Below are 17,507 nucleotides of genomic sequence, written 5' to 3'. Positions count from 1 at the left end.
CCGTTAAGGTTTCGTTAGGGATTGTCCACTGGCGGGATCAGCCGTTTCGACATCCCCGTTAACGACACGCCAGGCGTGGATATCCGCTTTTGTTCCGCCGCCTCCGATCGAGTCATCCCCGCCATTCCACCGCCCTACCTGCCACTTCGAATCTTTTAATTCTTAATCTGATTAGGGATTGAGAGCGGGGGGCTGTGACCTTAATCCTCCGGGATGACCGATCAGACCCAGACTGCCGATCCGACACCCTTGGTGCTCCGGGCTATCCGCGGGGAGACGTTGGAGCGTCCGCCGGTGTGGTTCATGCGCCAGGCCGGTCGGTATCTGCCGGAATATCGCAAGCTGAGGGCCGAGGCGCCCGACTTCATCGCCTTCTGTCTGAACCCCGAAATGGCCGCCGAGGCGACGCTTCAGCCCATGCGCCGGTTCGGCTTCGATGCGGCGATCGTCTTCGCCGACATTTTGCTGATCCCGCGCGCCTTGGGCCAGGACGTCTGGTTTGAGACGGGGGAGGGGCCCCGCCTGGGCGAAATGCCGATCCCGGGTCGGATGGCCGAGCTCGCCCCGGCGGCGGGCGAGCATCTGTCGGCGGTAGGTGAGACCCTGTCGATCGTGCGCGCGGCCCTGGAGCCGGAACGGGCCCTGATCGGCTTCGCCGGCGCGCCCTGGACCGTGGCGACCTATATGCTGGACGGCCAGGCGCGCAGCATCGGCAAGGGCGAGCGCGCCCAGGCCCGCACCTACGCCTATGCCGATCCCGAGCGCGTCGACGAGACGCTGGAGGTTCTGGTCGAGGCCACGGCCCGATATCTGAAGATGCAGGCCGACGCCGGCGCCCAGGTTCTGAAGATCTTCGAGAGCTGGGCGGAGGGTCTGCCGGATGATCTGTTCGAAAGATTGGTCCTGAAGCCCCACCAGGCGCTGGTGAAGCGCACGCGGGAGCTGGGTGTCACTGTACCCCTGATCGGCTTCCCACGGGGCTCTGCGGCGCTCGCAGAGAAGTATGCCGAGGCGGTCGAGGTCGACGCCGTCGCCCTGGACACCGCCTGCCCGCTCGAGGTCGGCAAACGGGTGCAACAGATCAAGCCGATCCAGGGGGCGCTCGACCCGCTGTTGCTGCGCGCGGGCGGGGATTTGCTGGACCGACGCGTCGATCAGCTGATGGAGGCCTGGGGGCAGGGGCCTTGGCTGTTCAACCTCGGCCACGGCATCCTGCCGGACGTGCCGATCGACCATGTCGAACAGGTTCTGAGACGGATCGGCGCCCAATGAGCGAGGCGAACCCCGGCCGCCGCATTGCGGTGGTGCTGTTCAATCTGGGCGGGCCGGACGATCAGGCTTCGGTCAAGCCGTTCCTGTTCAACCTGTTCAACGATCCGGCCATCATCGGCCTTCCGGGGATCTTCCGCACGCCTCTGGCCAAACTGATCTCCAGCCGGCGCGAAACCAGCGCCCAGGCCAACTACGCCCTGATGGGCGGGGGATCGCCGCTGCTGCCCGAAACCCGTCGTCAGGCCGAGGCTTTGCAGGCGGTGCTTGGCGCGCGGCTGGGCGGCGATGAGGTCAAGGTCTTCATCGCCATGCGTTACTGGCATCCGTTGACCGAAGAGACGGCGGCCGAGGTCGCCGCCTTCGGACCCGACGAAGTCGTCCTGCTGCCGCTCTATCCGCAGTTTTCGACCACGACGACGGAATCCTCGCTGAAGGCTTGGAACGCCGCCTATGCCGGTCCGGGCGTCAGCCGCGCCGTCTGCTGCTATCCGGCCGCGACAGGCTGGGTTGAGGCCCAGGCCCAGGCGATCGGCGAGAAGCTGGACGAGGCGGTTGGTCAGCCGGTGCGGGTGCTGTTCTCCGCCCACGGCATCCCCGAGAAGCTGGTGACCGGCAAGGGCGATCCCTACCAGGAGCAGATCGAGACGACCGTCGCCGCCGTCGTCGCCGCCATCGCGGCGCAGCGCGGGCCAATCGACCACGCCATCTGCTACCAAAGCCGGGTCGGGCCGATGAAATGGCTGGGCCCGTCAACGCCCGAGGCCATTGAAGCCGCGGCCAAAGATGGCGTCGGCGTGGTTGTCACGCCCATCGCCTTCGTCTCGGAGCATATCGAGACCTTGGTCGAGTTGGATATCGAATACGGCGAACTGGCCCACGAAAAAGGGGCCAGTCCCTATTTGCGGGCGCCGGCGGTCGGGATCGAGCCGATGTTCATCGACGCCTTGGCCGACGCAGCCGTGAGCGCATTGTCGCATAAGGGCGTCGCCCCGTTCGGCCAGGGGTGCAAGGCGGATTGGAAGGCCTGTCCGCATCGCAAGGGAAGGCAGGCGGCATGAACACCTACGATCTCGCACGCGGACTGCACATTCTGGCGGTGATCGCCTGGATGGCGGGCCTCCTGTTCCTGCCTCGGCTCTACGCCTATGACGCCGAGCAGAACGCCAAGCCTGAACCGCTGAAAAGCGAAATGCAGATCCTGTTGCGCCTGTGGCAGACGCGGCTGCTGCGCATCATCCTGAACCCGGCGATGATCCTAGCCTGGGTGTTCGGCCTGTGGCTGATCCACATCGACGTCTCGGCGCGCGGCGCCGCCTTCCTGGGCGAGCCGTGGATGGTCGCCAAGCTGGCGGGTGTCTTCCTGCTCAGCGGCTGGCACGGCTTCCTGGCGGCCCAAAGAAAGAAGATCGCCGCCGGCACGTCGAAGTATTCAGGCAAGTTCTGGCGCATGACGAACGAAGTGCCCTTCGTTCTGGCGATCATCATGGTGCTGTCGGTGACGACGGAGTGGACGTTCCGGTAAGCGGCTCCGCTTGACCTGACCCGCCGCCTGTGGTTCCGCTGGCGGTGAACCGTTTGGCGTGTTGCGTCGGCGGTCCCTCTCTTTCGTGACGCCTGCAGGCCTTGGAGCCAGCGGGAGCCCGTCGCACCTCCCTTCGGCCTTCCGGCCAGACATTTTCAGAGACCCGCGCCGCAGCCGTCTGGCCGTGTGCGCCCGCGAGCCTGCATCATGACCGACGTCCGCGACACCAATCCCGAGACCCCCGAGAACGAAGGTGTGGAGGTTGAAGCCCCCACCCATCACGGCGCGGCGCATGAAGCGGGCGAGGCGGCGGGCGCCGATTCCGGCGTGGACACGACGGCGGATGACGAAGAGGACGGTGATCCCGTCGTCGCCAACGGCCGAATCACGCTCGCCGAACTGAACGAGAAGACCCCGGCCGACCTGGTCGCCTTCGCTGAACAGCTGGAGGTCGAGAACGCCTCGAACCTGCGCAAACAGGATCTGCTGTTCGCCATCCTGAAGGCCCTCGCTGACGAAGAAGTCGAGATCATCGCCGACGGCGTACTGGAAATCCTGCCGGACGGCTTCGGCTTCCTGCGCAGCTCGGACGCCAACTATCTGCCGGGTCCGGACGACGTCTATGTCTCGCCGTCGCAGATCCGCCGCTTCGGCCTGCGCTCGGGCGACACCGTCCATGGGGCCGTGCGGGCGCCGCGCGAAGGCGAACGCTACTTCGCCCTGCTCAAGGTCGATACGATCAATCTCGAAGACCCCGAAGCGGTCAAGACCAAGGTCCTGTTCGACAACCTGACGCCGCTCTATCCCGAAGAGCGACTGCACATGGAAATCCAGGATCCGACGCTGAAGGATCGGTCGGGTCGGGTCATCGATATCGTCGCGCCCTTGGGCAAGGGCCAACGCTGCCTGATCGTGGCGCCGCCGCGCGTCGGTAAGACAGTGATGCTGCAGAACATCGCCAAATCGATCGAACGCAACCACCCGGAAGTCTTCCTGATCGTCCTGCTGATCGACGAACGCCCCGAAGAAGTGACCGACATGCAGCGCACGGTGAAGGGTGAGGTCGTCGCCTCGACCTTCGACGAGCCCGCCACCCGCCACGTCGCCGTCGCCGAAATGGTGATCGAAAAGGCCAAGCGTTTGGTCGAACACAAGAAGGATGTGGTGATCCTGCTGGACTCCATCACGCGTCTGGGCCGAGCGTACAACGCCACCGTCCCCTCGTCGGGCAAGGTGCTGACGGGCGGTGTGGACGCCAACGCCCTGCAACGGCCTAAGCGCTTCTTCGGCGCCGCGCGTAATGTGGAGCAGGGCGGTTCGCTGACCATCATCGCCACGGCCCTGATCGACACCGGCAGCCGGATGGACGAGGTGATCTTCGAAGAGTTCAAGGGCACCGGCAACTCGGAAATCGTGCTGGACCGCAAGGTCGCAGACAAGCGCATCTTCCCCGCCATCGACGTGCTGAAGTCCGGCACCCGCAAGGAAGACCTGATCACGCCGAAGGATCAATTGGCCAAGACCTATGTCCTGCGCCGCATCCTGAATCCGATGGGTCCGCAGGACGCGATCGAGTTCCTGCTCGACAAGCTGCGTCAGTCCAAGAACAACTCGGACTTCTTCCAGTCGATGAACACCTGATCCGTCGTCCTCAAGCAGCCACGCGCCGCGCGCGTGGCGTTAGGGTAGAAATGGCGTTTCACGTGAAACAGGAGACCGTGCGATGAAGGTCAATGTGGTAGTCGATTGCACGCCGGCGGAGGCGCGCGCATTCCTCGGTCTGCCGGACGTGACGCCGCTGAACGAGGCCATGGTCGCGGAGATGCAGAAGCGGATGGAGGCCAATGTCGCCGCGATGCAGCCCGAGGAGTTGATGAAGACCTGGACCAGCTTCGGCCTGCAGGCTCAGGACCAATTCCGACGCCTGATGGAAGCGGCGGTAAAGTGAGCATCCGCCCTCTCCGGAGCCGCTCGGTCTGAGTTCATGATCGACACCATCTTCGCCCTGGCGACGCCGCCCGGCCGAGGCGCCATTGCGGTTCTCCGCCTGTCGGGCCCCGGCGTCGAGGCCGCGTTGACGGCGCTGGGCGCAACCCGTTTAAAGCCGCGCATGGCTTCGGTGCGTGACCTCAGCCATGCCGGCGAGCACATCGATCAGGCGTTGGTGCTGCGTTTTGTGGCGCCTAACAGCTATACGGGTGAGGACGCCGCCGAACTGCATCTGCATGGCGGTCGTGCCGTCATCGAGGCCGCCAGCCGGGCCTTGATTGCGTTGGGCTTGCGCCCGGCGGACCCCGGCGAGTTCACACGCCGCGCGTTTCAAAATGGCCGCATGGACCTGGCGCAAGCCGAGGCGGTCGCCGATCTGATCGATGCGGAAACCAGCGCCCAGGCCAAGCAGGCGCTGGGTCAGTTGGACGGCAAGCTCAGCGAGACCTATGCCGGTTTCCGCCGTGATCTTCTTCACGCCTTGGCTCTGGTCGAGGCCGAGATCGATTTTCCCGATGAGGAGGTGCCGGACAACCTGGCCCGTACGGCGGGGCCGGTGCTGGACCGACTTGGAGCCGACCTGAGACGCGCGGTCGATACGGGGAGGCGTGGCGAACGGGTCAGGGACGGTTATCGCATCGTCCTGATCGGAGAGACGAACGCCGGCAAGTCGTCGCTGTTCAATGCGTTGGTTGCGCGTGAGGCGGCCATCGTGACGCCGATCGCCGGCACCACGCGGGATGTGCTGGATGCCGATCTGGTGATCGGCGGCTATGCCGTGACCTTGTCGGATACGGCCGGCTTGAGAGACAGCGACGACCCGGTCGAGGCCGAGGGCGTGCGTCGCGCCCGGGTGCGCGCTGAACAAGCCGACCTGCGTCTTTGGGTCCGCGCGCCTGGCGACCCGGCCGGGGTGGCTGCGAATTACGTCAAGGATGGCGATCTGATCGTGGCGACCAAGTCCGACCTTGGCGTCAATTCAGGGCACGGCCGTCATGAGGCTCTAGCGGTCAGCACTGCAACTGGCGACGGCCTGGCCGAACTTCGCGGTTGGATCGCCGCGCGTCTTGCGAAGGATCTGTCCGGCGCCGACTTCCCAGCCGTGACCCAGGAGCGGCATCGGCTGCGTTTGCTTGAGGCGCAGGAAAGCGTCGATGCGGCGCGCGCTGCGCTCGATGTAGCGCCGGAAATGGCTGGCGACGATCTGAGACGGGCTGCCGACGCTCTGGCGCGTGTCACAGGCGCGATCGGTATCGAGGACATTCTCGGCGAAGTATTTTCGACCTTCTGCATCGGAAAGTAGGTCTAGCCATACCGGTGTTTCACGTGAAACAGAGGTGCCTCACAGCGTGATGCAGTTGGCCTGGCTCTGGCGATCGCACCCGTTTTGCCCTATGTGGCGGCGATGATTTCTACCCCCGAACTCCTATTCGACGTCGTCGTCATTGGCGGCGGCCACGCCGGCTGTGAAGCGGCGGCGGCCTCGGCACGGGCTGGTGCCCGCACTGTTTTGTTGACCCAGAAGTTGGAGACGATCGGCGAGATGTCGTGCAATCCGGCCATCGGGGGGCTGGGGAAGGGGCATCTCGTTCGCGAAATCGACGCCATGGACGGCGTGATGGGGAGGCTGGCCGATGCGTCAGGCATCCAATTCCGCCTCCTGAACCGATCCAAGGGCGCCGCCGTTCGGGGCCCGCGCAGCCAGATCGACCGCCGCCTCTATCGCGAGGCCATGCAGGCCGAACTGCAAGGGACGCCCAATCTGACCCTGATGGCAGGGACGGCCGAGCGGCTTGTCCTTGAAGGCGACCGGGTCGTCGGCGTCGTAACAGGCGGCGGAGAGACGGTTCGCGCTGGGGCGGTTGTCCTGACGACCGGCACCTTCCTGAATGGCGTCATCCATCGCGGCGATGAACGCATCCCGGCGGGGCGGCATGGTGAGGAGCCCTCGACCGGTCTGGCCGCCGATCTTCATGCGGCCGACCTGATGATGGGGCGTTTGAAGACGGGCACGCCCGCACGCCTGGACGGGCGGACGATCGCCTGGGACCGGCTGGAAATGCAGGAAGCGGACAATACGCCGTCAGCCTTTTCCTTCCTGACCGACCGGATTGACGTGCCCCAGATCGCCTGCGGCGTGACCCACACGACGGAGGAGACCCACCGGATCATCGCTGAGAATCTCGGCGAGAGCGCGGTCTATGGCGGCAAGCTGTCGGGGCGAGGCCCGCGGTATTGTCCCTCGATCGAAGACAAGGTCGTTCGGTTCGCCGACAAGACGAGCCATCAGATCTTCCTGGAGCCGGAAGGATTGGACGATCCGACGGTCTATCCGAACGGGATCTCCACCTCGGTGTCGGAGCCGACGCAGCTCGCCTTCCTGCGAACTATCCCGGGATTGGAAGCGGTCGAGGTGTTTCGATACGGCTACGCCATCGAATACGACTATGTCGACCCGCGCGAGCTGACGGCGGCGCTGGAGGTGAAGAAGCGTCCCGGACTGTATTTGGCCGGACAGATCAACGGCACCACGGGGTATGAGGAGGCGGCGGCTCAAGGGCTGATGGCGGGGCTGAACGCCGCGCGCTCGGCGGCTGGGCAGGAGCCGGTGATACTGGGGCGTGATCAGGCCTATATCGGCGTCATGATCGACGATCTGGTGACGCGCGGTGTCACCGAGCCGTACCGAATGTTTACCAGCCGGGCGGAATATCGGCTGACGCTGCGAGCCGACAATGCCGACCTTCGGCTCACACCCCTTGCAATCGAGCTGGGTATCGTTGGTGACGAGCGGCGCATTCGTTTTGAAGGCAAGGCCTCGGCGCTTGCGGCAGCGAGCGCTGTTTCACGTGAAACACTGTTCACGCCCAATGAGGCCGGGGCGCTCGGCATTTCGGTCAACGCTGATGGTCGTCGGCGCTCGATGCGCGAACTGCTGGCCTTCCCGGATGTGACTTTGGATCAGTTTGTTTCGGCAGTGCCCGTCATCGCCGACTGGACCGATGAAATCCGCGAGCAGGTTCAAATCGACGCTGCCTACGCCAACTACCTGGATCGCCAATCGCAAGATGCGGACGCTCTGAAGGCGGAGGAGGAGCTGATGCTCCCGACCGATCTCGACTATGGCGCCGTTGGCGGTCTGTCGAATGAGGTCAAGGAAAAGCTGGCGCGCGTCCAACCTCGAACCTTAGGCCAGGCCAGTCGGATCGAGGGCGTGACGCCCGGCGCTTTGACGGCGCTGCTGGCCTATGTGAAGCGCGCACCCAAGGCGTCGGTCGCGGCCTGATGTTGGAGGCTGAACAAAAGGCGTTCCGCGCACGCGCCAATGCGTCAACGGAACAGATCGCCGACCTCGAAGCCTTTCGATTGCGATTGGTCGAGGCCAATGCGGTGATGAATCTGGTGGGTCCGGACAGTCTGCAGGACTTCTGGAACCGCCATGTCTGGGACAGTGCTCAACTGCTCGATCTGGCTCCAGAAGCGAAGACCTGGGCAGATCTGGGGGCGGGAGCTGGCTTTCCCGGACTGGTCCTTTCCATCATGCTCAAGGGGCGGGAGGGTGCGCATGTCTGGCTGATCGATAGCCTGGCCAAGCGCTGCCGATTTCTTCAGGAGGTCGTGAATGCCTTGTCCCTGCCGGCGACGGTCATCGTCGGTCGGGCTGAGGCGCAGTCTGTGACGTGTGACATCGTCACCGCCCGCGCCGTCGCGCCGATGGAGAAACTGCTGGGTTATGCACAGCCCTACTTCCAAAGGGGTGCACAAGGTCTGTTCCTGAAGGGGGAGCGTGCCGAATCCGAGTTGATCGAAGCGCGCAAATCCTGGCATTTCGAGGCTGAACTGGCCCCGTCGCAAAGCGACGTGCGCGGCCGCATCGTGACAATCCGGAGCCTCCGCCGTGCCCGCTCAACGCGCTAGAAAGCCCGCCCGCGTCCTCGCCGTGTCTAACCAGAAGGGCGGGGTCGGCAAGACGACGACAGCGATCAACCTCGGCACCGCATTGGCCGCCATCGGGGAGCGCGTGCTGATCGTGGATATGGACCCGCAGGGCAATGCCTCAACGGGCCTGGGTGTTCCACGTGAAACACGGCGCGTCACCATCTATGATGTCGTCGTGGATCAGCGCTCCATCGCGGATGCATCGGTGCAGACGACGGTGCCGGGTTTGTGGATCGTACCCGCTGATGCCGACATGTCGGGCGTTGAGATCGAACTGAGCCAGGCTGATCGCCGGTCGTATCGGCTGCGTGATGCTCTTCGCGCGCACGACGATGGCCCTACCGCGTATGACTACGTCCTGATCGACTGCCCGCCGTCGTTGAACCTGCTGACGTTGAATGCGATGGCGGCTGCGGACGCGGTGCTGGTGCCGCTGCAATGCGAGTTCTTCGCCCTGGAAGGTTTGAGCCAGCTGATCCGCACCATCGACATGGTCAAGCACAGCCTCAATCCATCGCTGGAAATCCAAGGCTTGGTTCTGACCATGTTCGATCGGCGCAGCGCCCTGTCGGGCCAAGTGGCCAACGACGTGCGCGCTCACTTTGGCGACAAGGTCTATGAGAGCGTGATTCCGCGTAACGTCCGCGTCGCCGAGGCGCCGTCGTTTGGCAAGCCGGCGCTGATCTATGACCTGAAGTGCGCCGGCAGCCAGGCTTATCTGCGGCTGGCCAAGGAAGTGGTGAAGCGCGAACGCCAGCGCCTGAAGCTGGCCGCCTGAGTTTTATTGGAAACGGAACAGTATCTTGGCTGAACGACAAAGAGGTTTGGGCCGCGGCCTGTCGGCGTTGATGGGACAGGACGCCGAGGCACCTGTCGCGTCGGATGTACCCGCGCCCGCCGGCGTGCAACGCGTGCCGATCGAAAGCCTGAAGCCCAATCCGGACCAGCCGCGCAAGACCTTCCGCCAAGAGGATCTGGAGGAACTGACCGCGTCGATCCGCGACAAGGGGGTTCTGCAGCCAATTTTGGTGCGGACCCAACCGGGTGAGGAGGGCGTCTGGCAGATTATCGCCGGCGAGCGCCGCTGGCGCGCGTCACAGGCGGCGCGCCTGACCGAGGTGCCGATCGTGGTCCACGAGATGGACGACGTCGAGGTGTTTGAGGTCGCGATCGTCGAGAATGTCCAACGCGCGGACTTAAATCCTCTGGAAGAGGCTGAGGCGTACCGCGTTCTGATGGAGCGCTTCGGGCGGACGCAGGATGCGGTGGCGGGCGTGGTCGGCAAGAGCCGCAGCCACGTGGCCAACACCATGCGCCTGCTGCAACTGCCCGAGCGGGTGCTGTTCTACGTGCGCGAAGGCAAGCTGTCCGCGGGTCACGCCCGGGCCCTCATCAATACGCCCGATCCGGGCCAGTTGGCGGACATCGCCTTCGTGGATGGTCTCAGCGTCCGTGAGACAGAGGCCCTGGCGCGCCGTGCGGTCGAGGGGCCGAAGCCGACGAAGACCAAGTCGGCGTCGGCGGCCGTCGGCGGGGAAGGGGCGGCCGATGTCGCCGCCCTGCAGCAGGATCTGGCCGATGCGCTGGGCCTGAAAGTGCAGTTGTCGGACAAGGGCGGAAAGGGCGAACTGACGATCGGCTACGGCTCGCTGGAGCAGCTCGACGACCTGTGCCGCCGTTTGATGCGCGGCTGAGCGCTAGACTGTGCTAGGGTGTCGATATGACTGAAGACACGACACCCACAGCCGCCGACAAGCTGAAACAGGCGCTCGCCGCCAAGAAGGCCAAGGCGGGTCATGGGTTCAACGCCCAACCGGGCGCCAAGGCCGAAGAGAAGGCTGTGTCGGCGCGCAATGTCGCCATGGCCCAGCCCGCCTTCCGCAAGGCGTCAAAGCGCGGCTAGGGCTACAGGCCCAGGCGTCTGGCGCGACCTGCGATTTCCAGCAGCAGGCGTTCGGCGATCAGTTGGTCCGGCATTCCGGTCGTCTTGGTGGCGACATCGGCCGTGTTGATGCTGTCCAAGACCTCGTCCAGGGCTTCGAGCCGCCAGGACCGCGCCTGACGCAGCATTTCCGCCTCCTGTTTCCAGAAGACGCCAGCGGCCTTGGCGGCCTCCTTGGCGTTCGCGCCGCTGGCCTGCAAGATATTGATCCGACGTAGCTTTCCGAGATGGATCGCGGCGGAGCGAACGGCGAGCACCGACGATTCGCCCTCGGCGAAGGCGCGCCTAAGCCCCGCCTGCGCCGGACCGGGCCGCGCGCCGAAGGCCTGAAGCGCCGCATCCGACAGGGAGGCGTCCGGCTCGACGCCGAGATGATGCTCGAGCGCATCCATATCCAGAGTCTTGCTGGAGCCGGGGCCGATGAACAGGGCCAGGCGCTCGATCTCTTGCCGCATCAAGCCCCGCTCGCGCGGCAGGCGCGCGACGAAACGGTCCAGGGCGTCGGACGTCAGGCCCACCTTGTCGGCAGCCATGGCCTCACGGACCATGCGGGCGACATCGCCGGTCTCGTCCTCGTAGCAGACGATGCCGACCGCGCCGTTCTCCTTCTCGGCCGCCTTTCTGAGCGCGGATTCGCGGCCCAGCTGGTCGGCCTCGACCACCATCATGGCGTCGGGATTGTAGCCGCCGTCGGCGTGAATCTTCAGCGCGGCGGCGACAGCCTTGTCCACGCCGGGCTTAAGCGTCGACAGACGGATGCGCACCAGACGACGGCCGCCCATCAGGGACATGGCCGTCAGCGCCTCTTCCAGCTTTGTTTCGTCGCCATCGATGTCGCTGTCGGTCAGGACGGTGACGTTGAAGGGGTCGTTCAGATCGGGCGTGACCGTCTTGCAGAGCACCTCGGCCCGCTCAGCGACGCCGGACCGGTCCTTGCCGTGGATCACCGCCGCCCGGATCGCCGGATCGGGCGCCTTCAGGAAGCGATCGATCTCGGGGCGTTTGGCCAGGATCACGGGTTCGACAGCGCCTGCATCAGATCCAGTCGGATCAGGCGAGCCAGTTCGGCTGCGGCGCGCTCCTCTCCGTCCTGCTGGGCGGCGATGGCGGCATAGGGCTGGTCGGCGGTGGCGTAGGTCGTGGTGACCGTTTCCGTGCCGCTGACAGGCGTTCCCCCGGCAGCCGGGGTCAGGGTCCAGGTCGCCTTGACCGTCAGTTCATAGCGGGTGGCGGTGTCGTCGATGCGGCGACCCAGCGAGCGGCGGTTCTGCTGGACCTCGGTCGTCAGGCGATACAGCGGCGTCGCGCCGCGATCCCAGGCCAGGACGTCTTCCAGCTGCTCGCGCAGGCGATAGCCCAGACGGTCGTCCTGGGTCGTGACGGCGATCCGGCGCAGGGATGAACCCACGGCCGGCTCGGCGTACATGGGCGTGAAGCCGCAGGCGGAAACCGCCAGAGCCGCGAGAATCGCGCAAGTCGCCCCAATACGCATCAGCCGGCCACCAGATTGACGATGCGGTCCTTGACCACGACGATCTTCTTCACGCTCAGACCCTCCAGCCGCGCCTTGACCGTTTCGTCGGCCAGGACCAGCGCTTCGACCTCGGACGGCTCCATGCCGCGCGGCACGCGGATTTCCGCGCGACGCTTGCCGTTGATCTGGATGGGCAGGACCACCTCGTCGTCGGCCGCGAGCGCAGCGTCCCACACGGGCCACGGCGCGTCCAGAACCATCCCGTCCTCACCCAGCCGCGTCCAGGCTTCTTCGGCCAGGTGCGGGGTGAAGGGGGCGATCAGACGGGCCAGCGCCGAAAGGGCTTGACGCTTGGCGTCGCCGCCGGCCTGGGCATTGTCGCGAATGGTGGCGACGAAGGCGTAGAGCTTGGCGATGGCCGAGTTGAAGCGGAAGCCTTCGACCCCTTCCGACACGGCCTTTATGGCCTTGTGCGTTTCGCGCAGCAGCTCGGCGTTGGCCTTGTCTTCGCCGGCAAAACCGGCGTCATAGGTGTCGAACAGGGTCCAGGCGCGCTGGACGAAGCGGCTGGCGCCTTCGACGCCGCCAGGGGTCCACTGCACGTCCCGCTCGGGCGGGCTGTCGGACAGGACGAATAGGCGACCGGCGTCCACGCCGTGGCTTTCCAGGATTTCGGCCGGCGCGACGACGTTCTTCTTGGACTTGGACATCTTTTCGATGTCGCCGATGACCAGGGTCTCGCCGGTCGACAGCTGGCGGGCCGAGCGGACGCCGTTGTCGTTCTTCAGCTCCACGTCGGTCGGCTCGACCCAGGCGCCGTCGGCGCGGCGGTAGGTCTCGTGGACGACCATGCCTTGGGTGAACAGGCCGGCGAACGGCTCCTTCACCGACAGCATGCCGGCGTCAGACAGGGCGCGGGTGATGAAGCGGGCGTACAGCAGGTGCAGGACCGCGTGTTCGACCCCGCCGATATATTGATCGACAGCCAGCCAGCGGTCGGCGGCGGCCTTGTCGATCGGCGCCTCGGCCGTCGGATCGGTGAAGCGGGCGAAATACCAGCTGGAATCGACGAAGGTGTCGAGCGTGTCCGTTTCGCGCGTCGCATCCGCGCCGCACGACGGGCATTTGACGTGCTTCCAAGTGGCGTGACGCGCCAACGGGTTGCCGGGCACGTCGAAGGTCACATCGTCAGGCAGGACCACCGGCAACTGATCGGCGGGAACCTCGACGACACCGCAAGTCGGACAGTGGATGATGGGGATCGGGCAACCCCAGTAGCGCTGGCGCGAAACGCCCCAGTCGCGCAGGCGATAGATGGTCTCGGCGCGGCCCTGGCCGGCGGCCTCGACCTTGGCGATCGCGGCGGCCTTGGCGGCCTCGACGTCCATGCCGTTCAGGAAGTCAGAGTTGAAGATGCGGCCGGGGCCGACATAGGCCTCGGTTCCGATTTCGACTGTCTCGGCGTCGTCGGGTTTGACCACAGGCGTCACCGGCAGATCGTATTTGCGGGCGAAGTCCAGGTCGCGCTGGTCGTGGGCCGGGCAGCCGAAAATGGCGCCCGAGCCATAGGTCGACAGCACGAAGTTGGCGGCCCAGACGGGCAGGGTCTTGTCCGGATCGAAGGGATGGCGGACGCGAACACCCAGATCCACGCCCAGCTTCTCGGCCTTTTCGATCTCGGCTTCGCTGGTGCCCGTCTGAGCGCAAGACCTGATGAAGTCCGCCACGTCCGGCCGGTGTTCGGCGATGGCCTTGGTCAGGGGATGGTCGGGCGCCAGGGCCAGGAAGCTGGCCCCGAACAGGGTGTCAGGGCGGGTGGTGTAGACCTCGATCGGATCGCGGGCGTGATTGGGTTCGCCCTCGGGGGAGGGGGGCAGGAAGGCCGGCGCCTCGGCGATATCCCACCACAGGGTCGCGCCCTTGGACTTGCCGATCCAGTTCTCCTGCATCAGCCGGACCTTTTCGGGCCATCGGTCCAGGGTCTTCAGGCCGTCGATCAGGTCGTCGGCATAGTCGGTGATGCGAAGGAACCACTGGTTCAGCTTGCGCTTCTCGACCAGGGCGCCTGAACGCCAGCCGCGTCCATCGATCACCTGTTCGTTGGCCAGGACCGTGTTGTCGACCGGATCCCAGTTGACCACCGCATCCTTGCGATAGACCAGACCGCGCCGATACAGCTCCAAGAACCAGGCCTGCTGCTTGCCGTAGTATTCCGGGTCGCAGGTGGCGAACTCACGCGACCAATCCAGCGACAGACCCAGCAGCTTCAGCTGTTCGCGCATGTTGGCGATGTTGGAATAGGTCCAGCCTTTCGGGTGGATGCCGCGCTCCATGGCCGCGTTCTCGGCCGGCATGCCGAAGGCGTCCCAGCCCATCGGGTGCAGAACGTCGTACCCTTGCGCGCGCTTGGACCGCGCCACCACGTCGCCCATCACATAGTTGCGGGCGTGACCCATGTGAATGTTGCCCGACGGATAGGGGAACATCTCCAGCACATAGTATTTCGGCCGGCCGGTGTCCTTCGTGACGAAGGCGGAAGCCTCGGCCCATCGGGCCTGCTGGCGGGGTTCGGCGGTCTTGGGTTCGTAACGGGCCACGGTCGTCCTGAAAGTCGAAAGGGCGCTGACGCCCTCCCGGCTCAACTAGCCCGAAGGACGACAGCGCCCAAGAAGTAATGCGTCCTAAAAACTCTTGGACGCGTCGCGCTCAAGCAGCCCGAAGGGCGGTAGCGCCTAGAAATAAAAGCGAGCGCCGGCTTTAACCGGCGTTCGACAGGTTCAGCTGGCGCGCCTTTGTCAGGATGGCGTTTTCCAGATCGGCCTCGGTCTGGGCGGCGACCGGGGCGGCGGTCCACTGACCATCGGCGCCCTTCACTTCCTTGGTCACCGTGACGTTCAGCGCGTCGGCGCGCAGACGGGTGTCCAGGATGAAGACGGTCGCCTTGAAGCGCTCGTTCGGCGTCTGGGGGTTGATGTACCAGTCATAGTTGATGACGCCGCCCCACGGATCGGCGGTCAGCAGCGGCATGAAGCTGAGGGTGTCCAGCGAGGCGCGCCACAGGAAGGCGTTGACGCCGATGCCCTGTTGCACGTTCGTCTTGGGCGCAGACTTCTTGCCGCCGACGAAGGGAATGCTCGAGCAGGCCGACAGGGACGCGCCCAGGGCCACGCCCGAGACCAGCACGACCGCGACGTTCCGAACCAGGGCCTTGTTGAGGCTCATCAAGAGAAGTCTCCGTAAACTCAGGGACGTGAGAGCCCTCGCCCGCACGCGCGCACGGCATGGGGAATGCCGACTGCCAGGCTCTATAACACGGCGAAAAGGGGCGATGACAAGGCGAAGTCGGTTCCCGCCGCATCGCGCGTCGCTGTGTTTTGTGAAGGGCATGTGAGATTTCGCCGGAATCCGCCCGAATCCCGTGACGCTTGAGACACATACGCCGACAACAATGCGCGGGAACCTTGTTATCGCCGGCTCATTGCGTTGACCGCGCAGACACCCGGTGTCTAATCGCGGGGCTCACGACCATATAAGGTCGGTTCAGGGTTGAAACGCCGCCTCATGGCGGGGTTTGAAGGATTTGGTATGCGGTTCGGTGGTTTCCTGGCTGTGATGATGGCGACGACGGCGATGGCCGCGTCGACGTCGGCGCTTGCCCAAAGCACATCCACCGTTTCCCTTTCGGAAGCCCAGGCGGCGCAGCGCAATGCGCCGGCGCCGCAGCGTCGCGGCCTGCGCCTGAACGACCGTGGCCGCTGGGGTCTGGATTTCAACCTGAACCAGCCCGTGGGTCGCGAGACCGACTGGGGTGATGTCGAGGCCGGGGCCTATTACCGCCTGAACGACCGTCTGCGTGTCGGCGCCGCCGCCGCCGTCAGCACGCCGGAAGCCGATCCGGCCCGTGCGCCCGAAACCAACGGCCGGGCCCAGCCCCGCGTCCGTCTGGAAACCATCTTCAAGTTCTGATTTCGATCGGTCAGCGAAACGCTGACTGGATCGCACTTACCGCCGCCAGGCCGCAGGCGCCTGTGTGTGCGAGCGTTGCGGCGTTCTCTGGCGTGACGCCGCCCAGCGCATAGACCGGAAGGCGGGCGGCTTTCACATGCTGTTCGAATGCAGTGACGCCCAATGCGGGTTTGCCGGCGGACGCACCGCCCGCCGGAAACACCGGCGACAGGATCAGGGCGTTCAGGTCTTCGGGCGGCGGGGATAGGCCGTGCCAAGCCGCTGTCAAAATCCAGTCGGGTCGGTCCGAGCGAATGCGCGCGGCCTGCTCAACCGCACGTTCGGGCAGGTGTAGCCCGTCGGCGTCGATCGCCTCGGCCAGATCAGGGTCCAGCCCGACCAACAGTTTCACGCCCCGATCGGCCGTCTCTTCCCGAAGCCGATGCCCCGTTTCTACGGCGTCGGAGGCGCCAAAGGCGCGATAGATCACCGCCGAGCCGGCGGGCAGGCGCGCCGCCGTATCCCACGGTCGGGGCGTGCGATCCGGGTCGGTGAAGAACAGCATCGGCGGCAAGGCCGCGGCGGCCGGGCTGACAGCGGCGGCGGCGCGGTTTAGAGCGGTCGCGGCGTTCCAGATCGCGCGCGCATCGTCGCTGTAACCGGCCGGCAGGATCATGACCTCTTCTTCCTCCGCTTTTTCCGCCCCGTCCATCGCCGAAAGGATCGCCGAGGTGCGGGCGCGCATCGACGCCGCTTGCCATGCGGCCGGTCGGGATCCAGCGGGCGTGACCCTGACCGCCGTCTCCAAGACGCAAGCCCCAGAGGCCATCGACGCCATCCTTGCGACAGGTCAGCGGATCTTCGGTGAAAACCGGGTGCAGGAGGCGCAGGGACGGTGGGCGGACCGTCGCGGAGCCTTGCCGGGCCTGGAGTTGCGGCTGATCGGCCCCTTGCAGACCAATAAGGCCGAGGATGCGGTCGCTCTGTTCGACGTGATCGAAACCCTGGACCGCGAAAAGCTGGCGCGCGCCCTGGCGCAGGCGGGCGAAAAGCGCGGCCGATCGCCGCGCGTCCTGGTCCAAGTGAACACGGGCGCCGAGCCCCAGAAGGCCGGGGTCCTCCCCGATGCCGCCGACGCTTTGATTGCGGCGGCCCGCGACACCTACGGGCTGACGGTCGAGGGTCTGATGTGCATTCCCCCGGCGGATCAGGACGCAGGGCCGCATTTTCAGATGTTGCGGGACATGGCCGAACGAAACGGTTTGCCGGTCCTGTCGATGGGCATGAGCGGCGATTATGAAACTGCCATCCGATGCGGCGCGACGCACGTCAGGGTCGGAACGGCCTTGTTCGGGGAACGAAATCGACCCGAAACGCCCTCTAGCTCGTAACCCGATGTGAATATTCGCACCCCCAAGCCTTGG

General features: G+C 65.5%; 18 protein-coding genes. 13 read left to right on the top strand and 5 right to left on the bottom strand.

Annotated elements, in window-relative coordinates; all coding sequences use genetic code 11:
* Window positions 1-213 precede the first annotated feature (213 nt).
* The 11 genes from hemE to E4341_RS01690 all read left to right on the top strand — a co-directional run bounded on the left by hemE (window position 214) and on the right by E4341_RS01690 (window position 10,625).
* Window positions 214-1,272, top strand: a complete 1,059-nt coding sequence (gene hemE, locus E4341_RS01740; protein ID WP_165114700.1) for a uroporphyrinogen decarboxylase — start codon at window positions 214-216, stop codon at window positions 1,270-1,272.
* Window positions 1,269-2,330 (top strand): ferrochelatase, encoded by a 1,062-nt coding sequence (hemH, locus tag E4341_RS01735; RefSeq protein ID WP_165114698.1) that lies wholly within the window; start codon window positions 1,269-1,271, stop codon window positions 2,328-2,330. Before hemE ends, hemH begins: the two co-directional genes overlap by 4 nt.
* Window positions 2,327-2,794 carry a CopD family protein gene (locus E4341_RS01730; protein ID WP_165114696.1) on the top strand — a complete coding sequence of 156 codons (468 nt, stop codon included), beginning with the start codon at window positions 2,327-2,329 and terminating at the stop codon, window positions 2,792-2,794. The genes hemH and E4341_RS01730 overlap by 4 nt, the downstream gene beginning before the upstream one ends.
* Before the next feature lie 207 nt (window positions 2,795-3,001).
* Window positions 3,002-4,435, top strand: coding sequence for a transcription termination factor Rho (gene rho, locus E4341_RS01725; protein WP_165114694.1), 1,434 nt, complete (start codon window positions 3,002-3,004; stop codon window positions 4,433-4,435).
* A gap of 82 nt (window positions 4,436-4,517) precedes the next feature.
* A complete protein-coding gene (locus E4341_RS01720; protein ID WP_165114692.1) occupies window positions 4,518-4,742 on the top strand; it encodes a DUF6489 family protein in 225 nt (74 codons plus the stop codon).
* A 36-nt stretch (window positions 4,743-4,778) separates the two neighbouring features.
* Window positions 4,779-6,086, top strand: coding sequence for a tRNA uridine-5-carboxymethylaminomethyl(34) synthesis GTPase MnmE (mnmE, locus tag E4341_RS01715; protein WP_165114690.1), 1,308 nt, complete (start codon window positions 4,779-4,781; stop codon window positions 6,084-6,086).
* A 102-nt stretch (window positions 6,087-6,188) separates the two neighbouring features.
* The gene (gene mnmG / locus E4341_RS01710) at window positions 6,189-8,069 is read left to right on the top strand and encodes a tRNA uridine-5-carboxymethylaminomethyl(34) synthesis enzyme MnmG (RefSeq protein ID WP_205751335.1); all 1,881 of its coding nucleotides are present in this window, start codon (window positions 6,189-6,191) and stop codon (window positions 8,067-8,069) included.
* On the top strand, window positions 8,069-8,701 hold the full coding sequence (gene rsmG, locus E4341_RS01705) for a 16S rRNA (guanine(527)-N(7))-methyltransferase RsmG (protein WP_112863044.1): 633 nt from the start codon (window positions 8,069-8,071) through the stop codon (window positions 8,699-8,701). The genes mnmG and rsmG overlap by 1 nt, the downstream gene beginning before the upstream one ends.
* Window positions 8,682-9,500 carry a ParA family protein gene (locus E4341_RS01700; RefSeq protein ID WP_165114686.1) on the top strand — a complete coding sequence of 273 codons (819 nt, stop codon included), beginning with the start codon at window positions 8,682-8,684 and terminating at the stop codon, window positions 9,498-9,500. Before rsmG ends, E4341_RS01700 begins: the two co-directional genes overlap by 20 nt.
* Before the next feature lie 25 nt (window positions 9,501-9,525).
* Window positions 9,526-10,416 carry a ParB/RepB/Spo0J family partition protein gene (locus tag E4341_RS01695; RefSeq protein ID WP_165114684.1) on the top strand — a complete coding sequence of 297 codons (891 nt, stop codon included), beginning with the start codon at window positions 9,526-9,528 and terminating at the stop codon, window positions 10,414-10,416.
* Between the two features lie 26 nt (window positions 10,417-10,442).
* Complete coding sequence (locus E4341_RS01690) at window positions 10,443-10,625, top strand: hypothetical protein (protein WP_055755069.1); 183 nt, start codon at window positions 10,443-10,445, stop codon at window positions 10,623-10,625.
* Window positions 10,626-10,627: 2 nt separating this feature from the next.
* Here the strand turns inward: E4341_RS01690 and holA are convergent, their stop codons facing one another.
* The 4 genes from holA to E4341_RS01670 all read right to left on the bottom strand — a co-directional run bounded on the left by holA (window position 10,628) and on the right by E4341_RS01670 (window position 15,360).
* Complete coding sequence (gene holA / locus E4341_RS01685; protein WP_165114682.1) at window positions 10,628-11,680, bottom strand: DNA polymerase III subunit delta; 1,053 nt, start codon at window positions 11,678-11,680, stop codon at window positions 10,628-10,630.
* Window positions 11,677-12,156 carry an LPS assembly lipoprotein LptE gene (lptE, locus tag E4341_RS01680; protein WP_165114680.1) on the bottom strand — a complete coding sequence of 160 codons (480 nt, stop codon included), beginning with the start codon at window positions 12,154-12,156 and terminating at the stop codon, window positions 11,677-11,679. The genes holA and lptE overlap by 4 nt, the downstream gene beginning before the upstream one ends.
* Window positions 12,156-14,735 (bottom strand): leucine--tRNA ligase, encoded by a 2,580-nt coding sequence (leuS, locus tag E4341_RS01675; protein ID WP_165114678.1) that lies wholly within the window; start codon window positions 14,733-14,735, stop codon window positions 12,156-12,158. Before leuS ends, lptE begins: the two co-directional genes overlap by 1 nt.
* Before the next feature lie 160 nt (window positions 14,736-14,895).
* Window positions 14,896-15,360 carry a DUF3576 domain-containing protein gene (locus E4341_RS01670; protein ID WP_017505409.1) on the bottom strand — a complete coding sequence of 155 codons (465 nt, stop codon included), beginning with the start codon at window positions 15,358-15,360 and terminating at the stop codon, window positions 14,896-14,898.
* A gap of 363 nt (window positions 15,361-15,723) precedes the next feature.
* Between E4341_RS01670 and E4341_RS01665 the strand changes: the two genes are divergently transcribed.
* Window positions 15,724-16,104 carry an NtrZ family periplasmic regulatory protein gene (locus tag E4341_RS01665; protein WP_066627100.1) on the top strand — a complete coding sequence of 127 codons (381 nt, stop codon included), beginning with the start codon at window positions 15,724-15,726 and terminating at the stop codon, window positions 16,102-16,104.
* Between the two features lie 10 nt (window positions 16,105-16,114).
* Here E4341_RS01665 and E4341_RS01660 read toward each other — a convergent pair whose 3' ends face one another.
* Window positions 16,115-16,759, bottom strand: a complete 645-nt coding sequence (locus E4341_RS01660; RefSeq protein WP_205751334.1) for a thiamine phosphate synthase — start codon at window positions 16,757-16,759, stop codon at window positions 16,115-16,117.
* Between E4341_RS01660 and E4341_RS01655 the strand changes: the two genes are divergently transcribed.
* On the top strand, window positions 16,758-17,474 hold the full coding sequence (locus tag E4341_RS01655) for a YggS family pyridoxal phosphate-dependent enzyme (protein ID WP_165114674.1): 717 nt from the start codon (window positions 16,758-16,760) through the stop codon (window positions 17,472-17,474). The genes E4341_RS01660 and E4341_RS01655 overlap by 2 nt on opposite strands.
* Window positions 17,475-17,507: the final 33 nt, after the last annotated feature.

This window comes from Brevundimonas sp. 'scallop', from assembly GCF_011045535.1.
GTDB lineage: Bacteria > Pseudomonadota > Alphaproteobacteria > Caulobacterales > Caulobacteraceae > Brevundimonas > Brevundimonas vesicularis.
The sequence above is the reverse complement of the archived record's forward strand: the minus strand, read 5'-3'. Positions and strand labels throughout refer to the sequence as shown.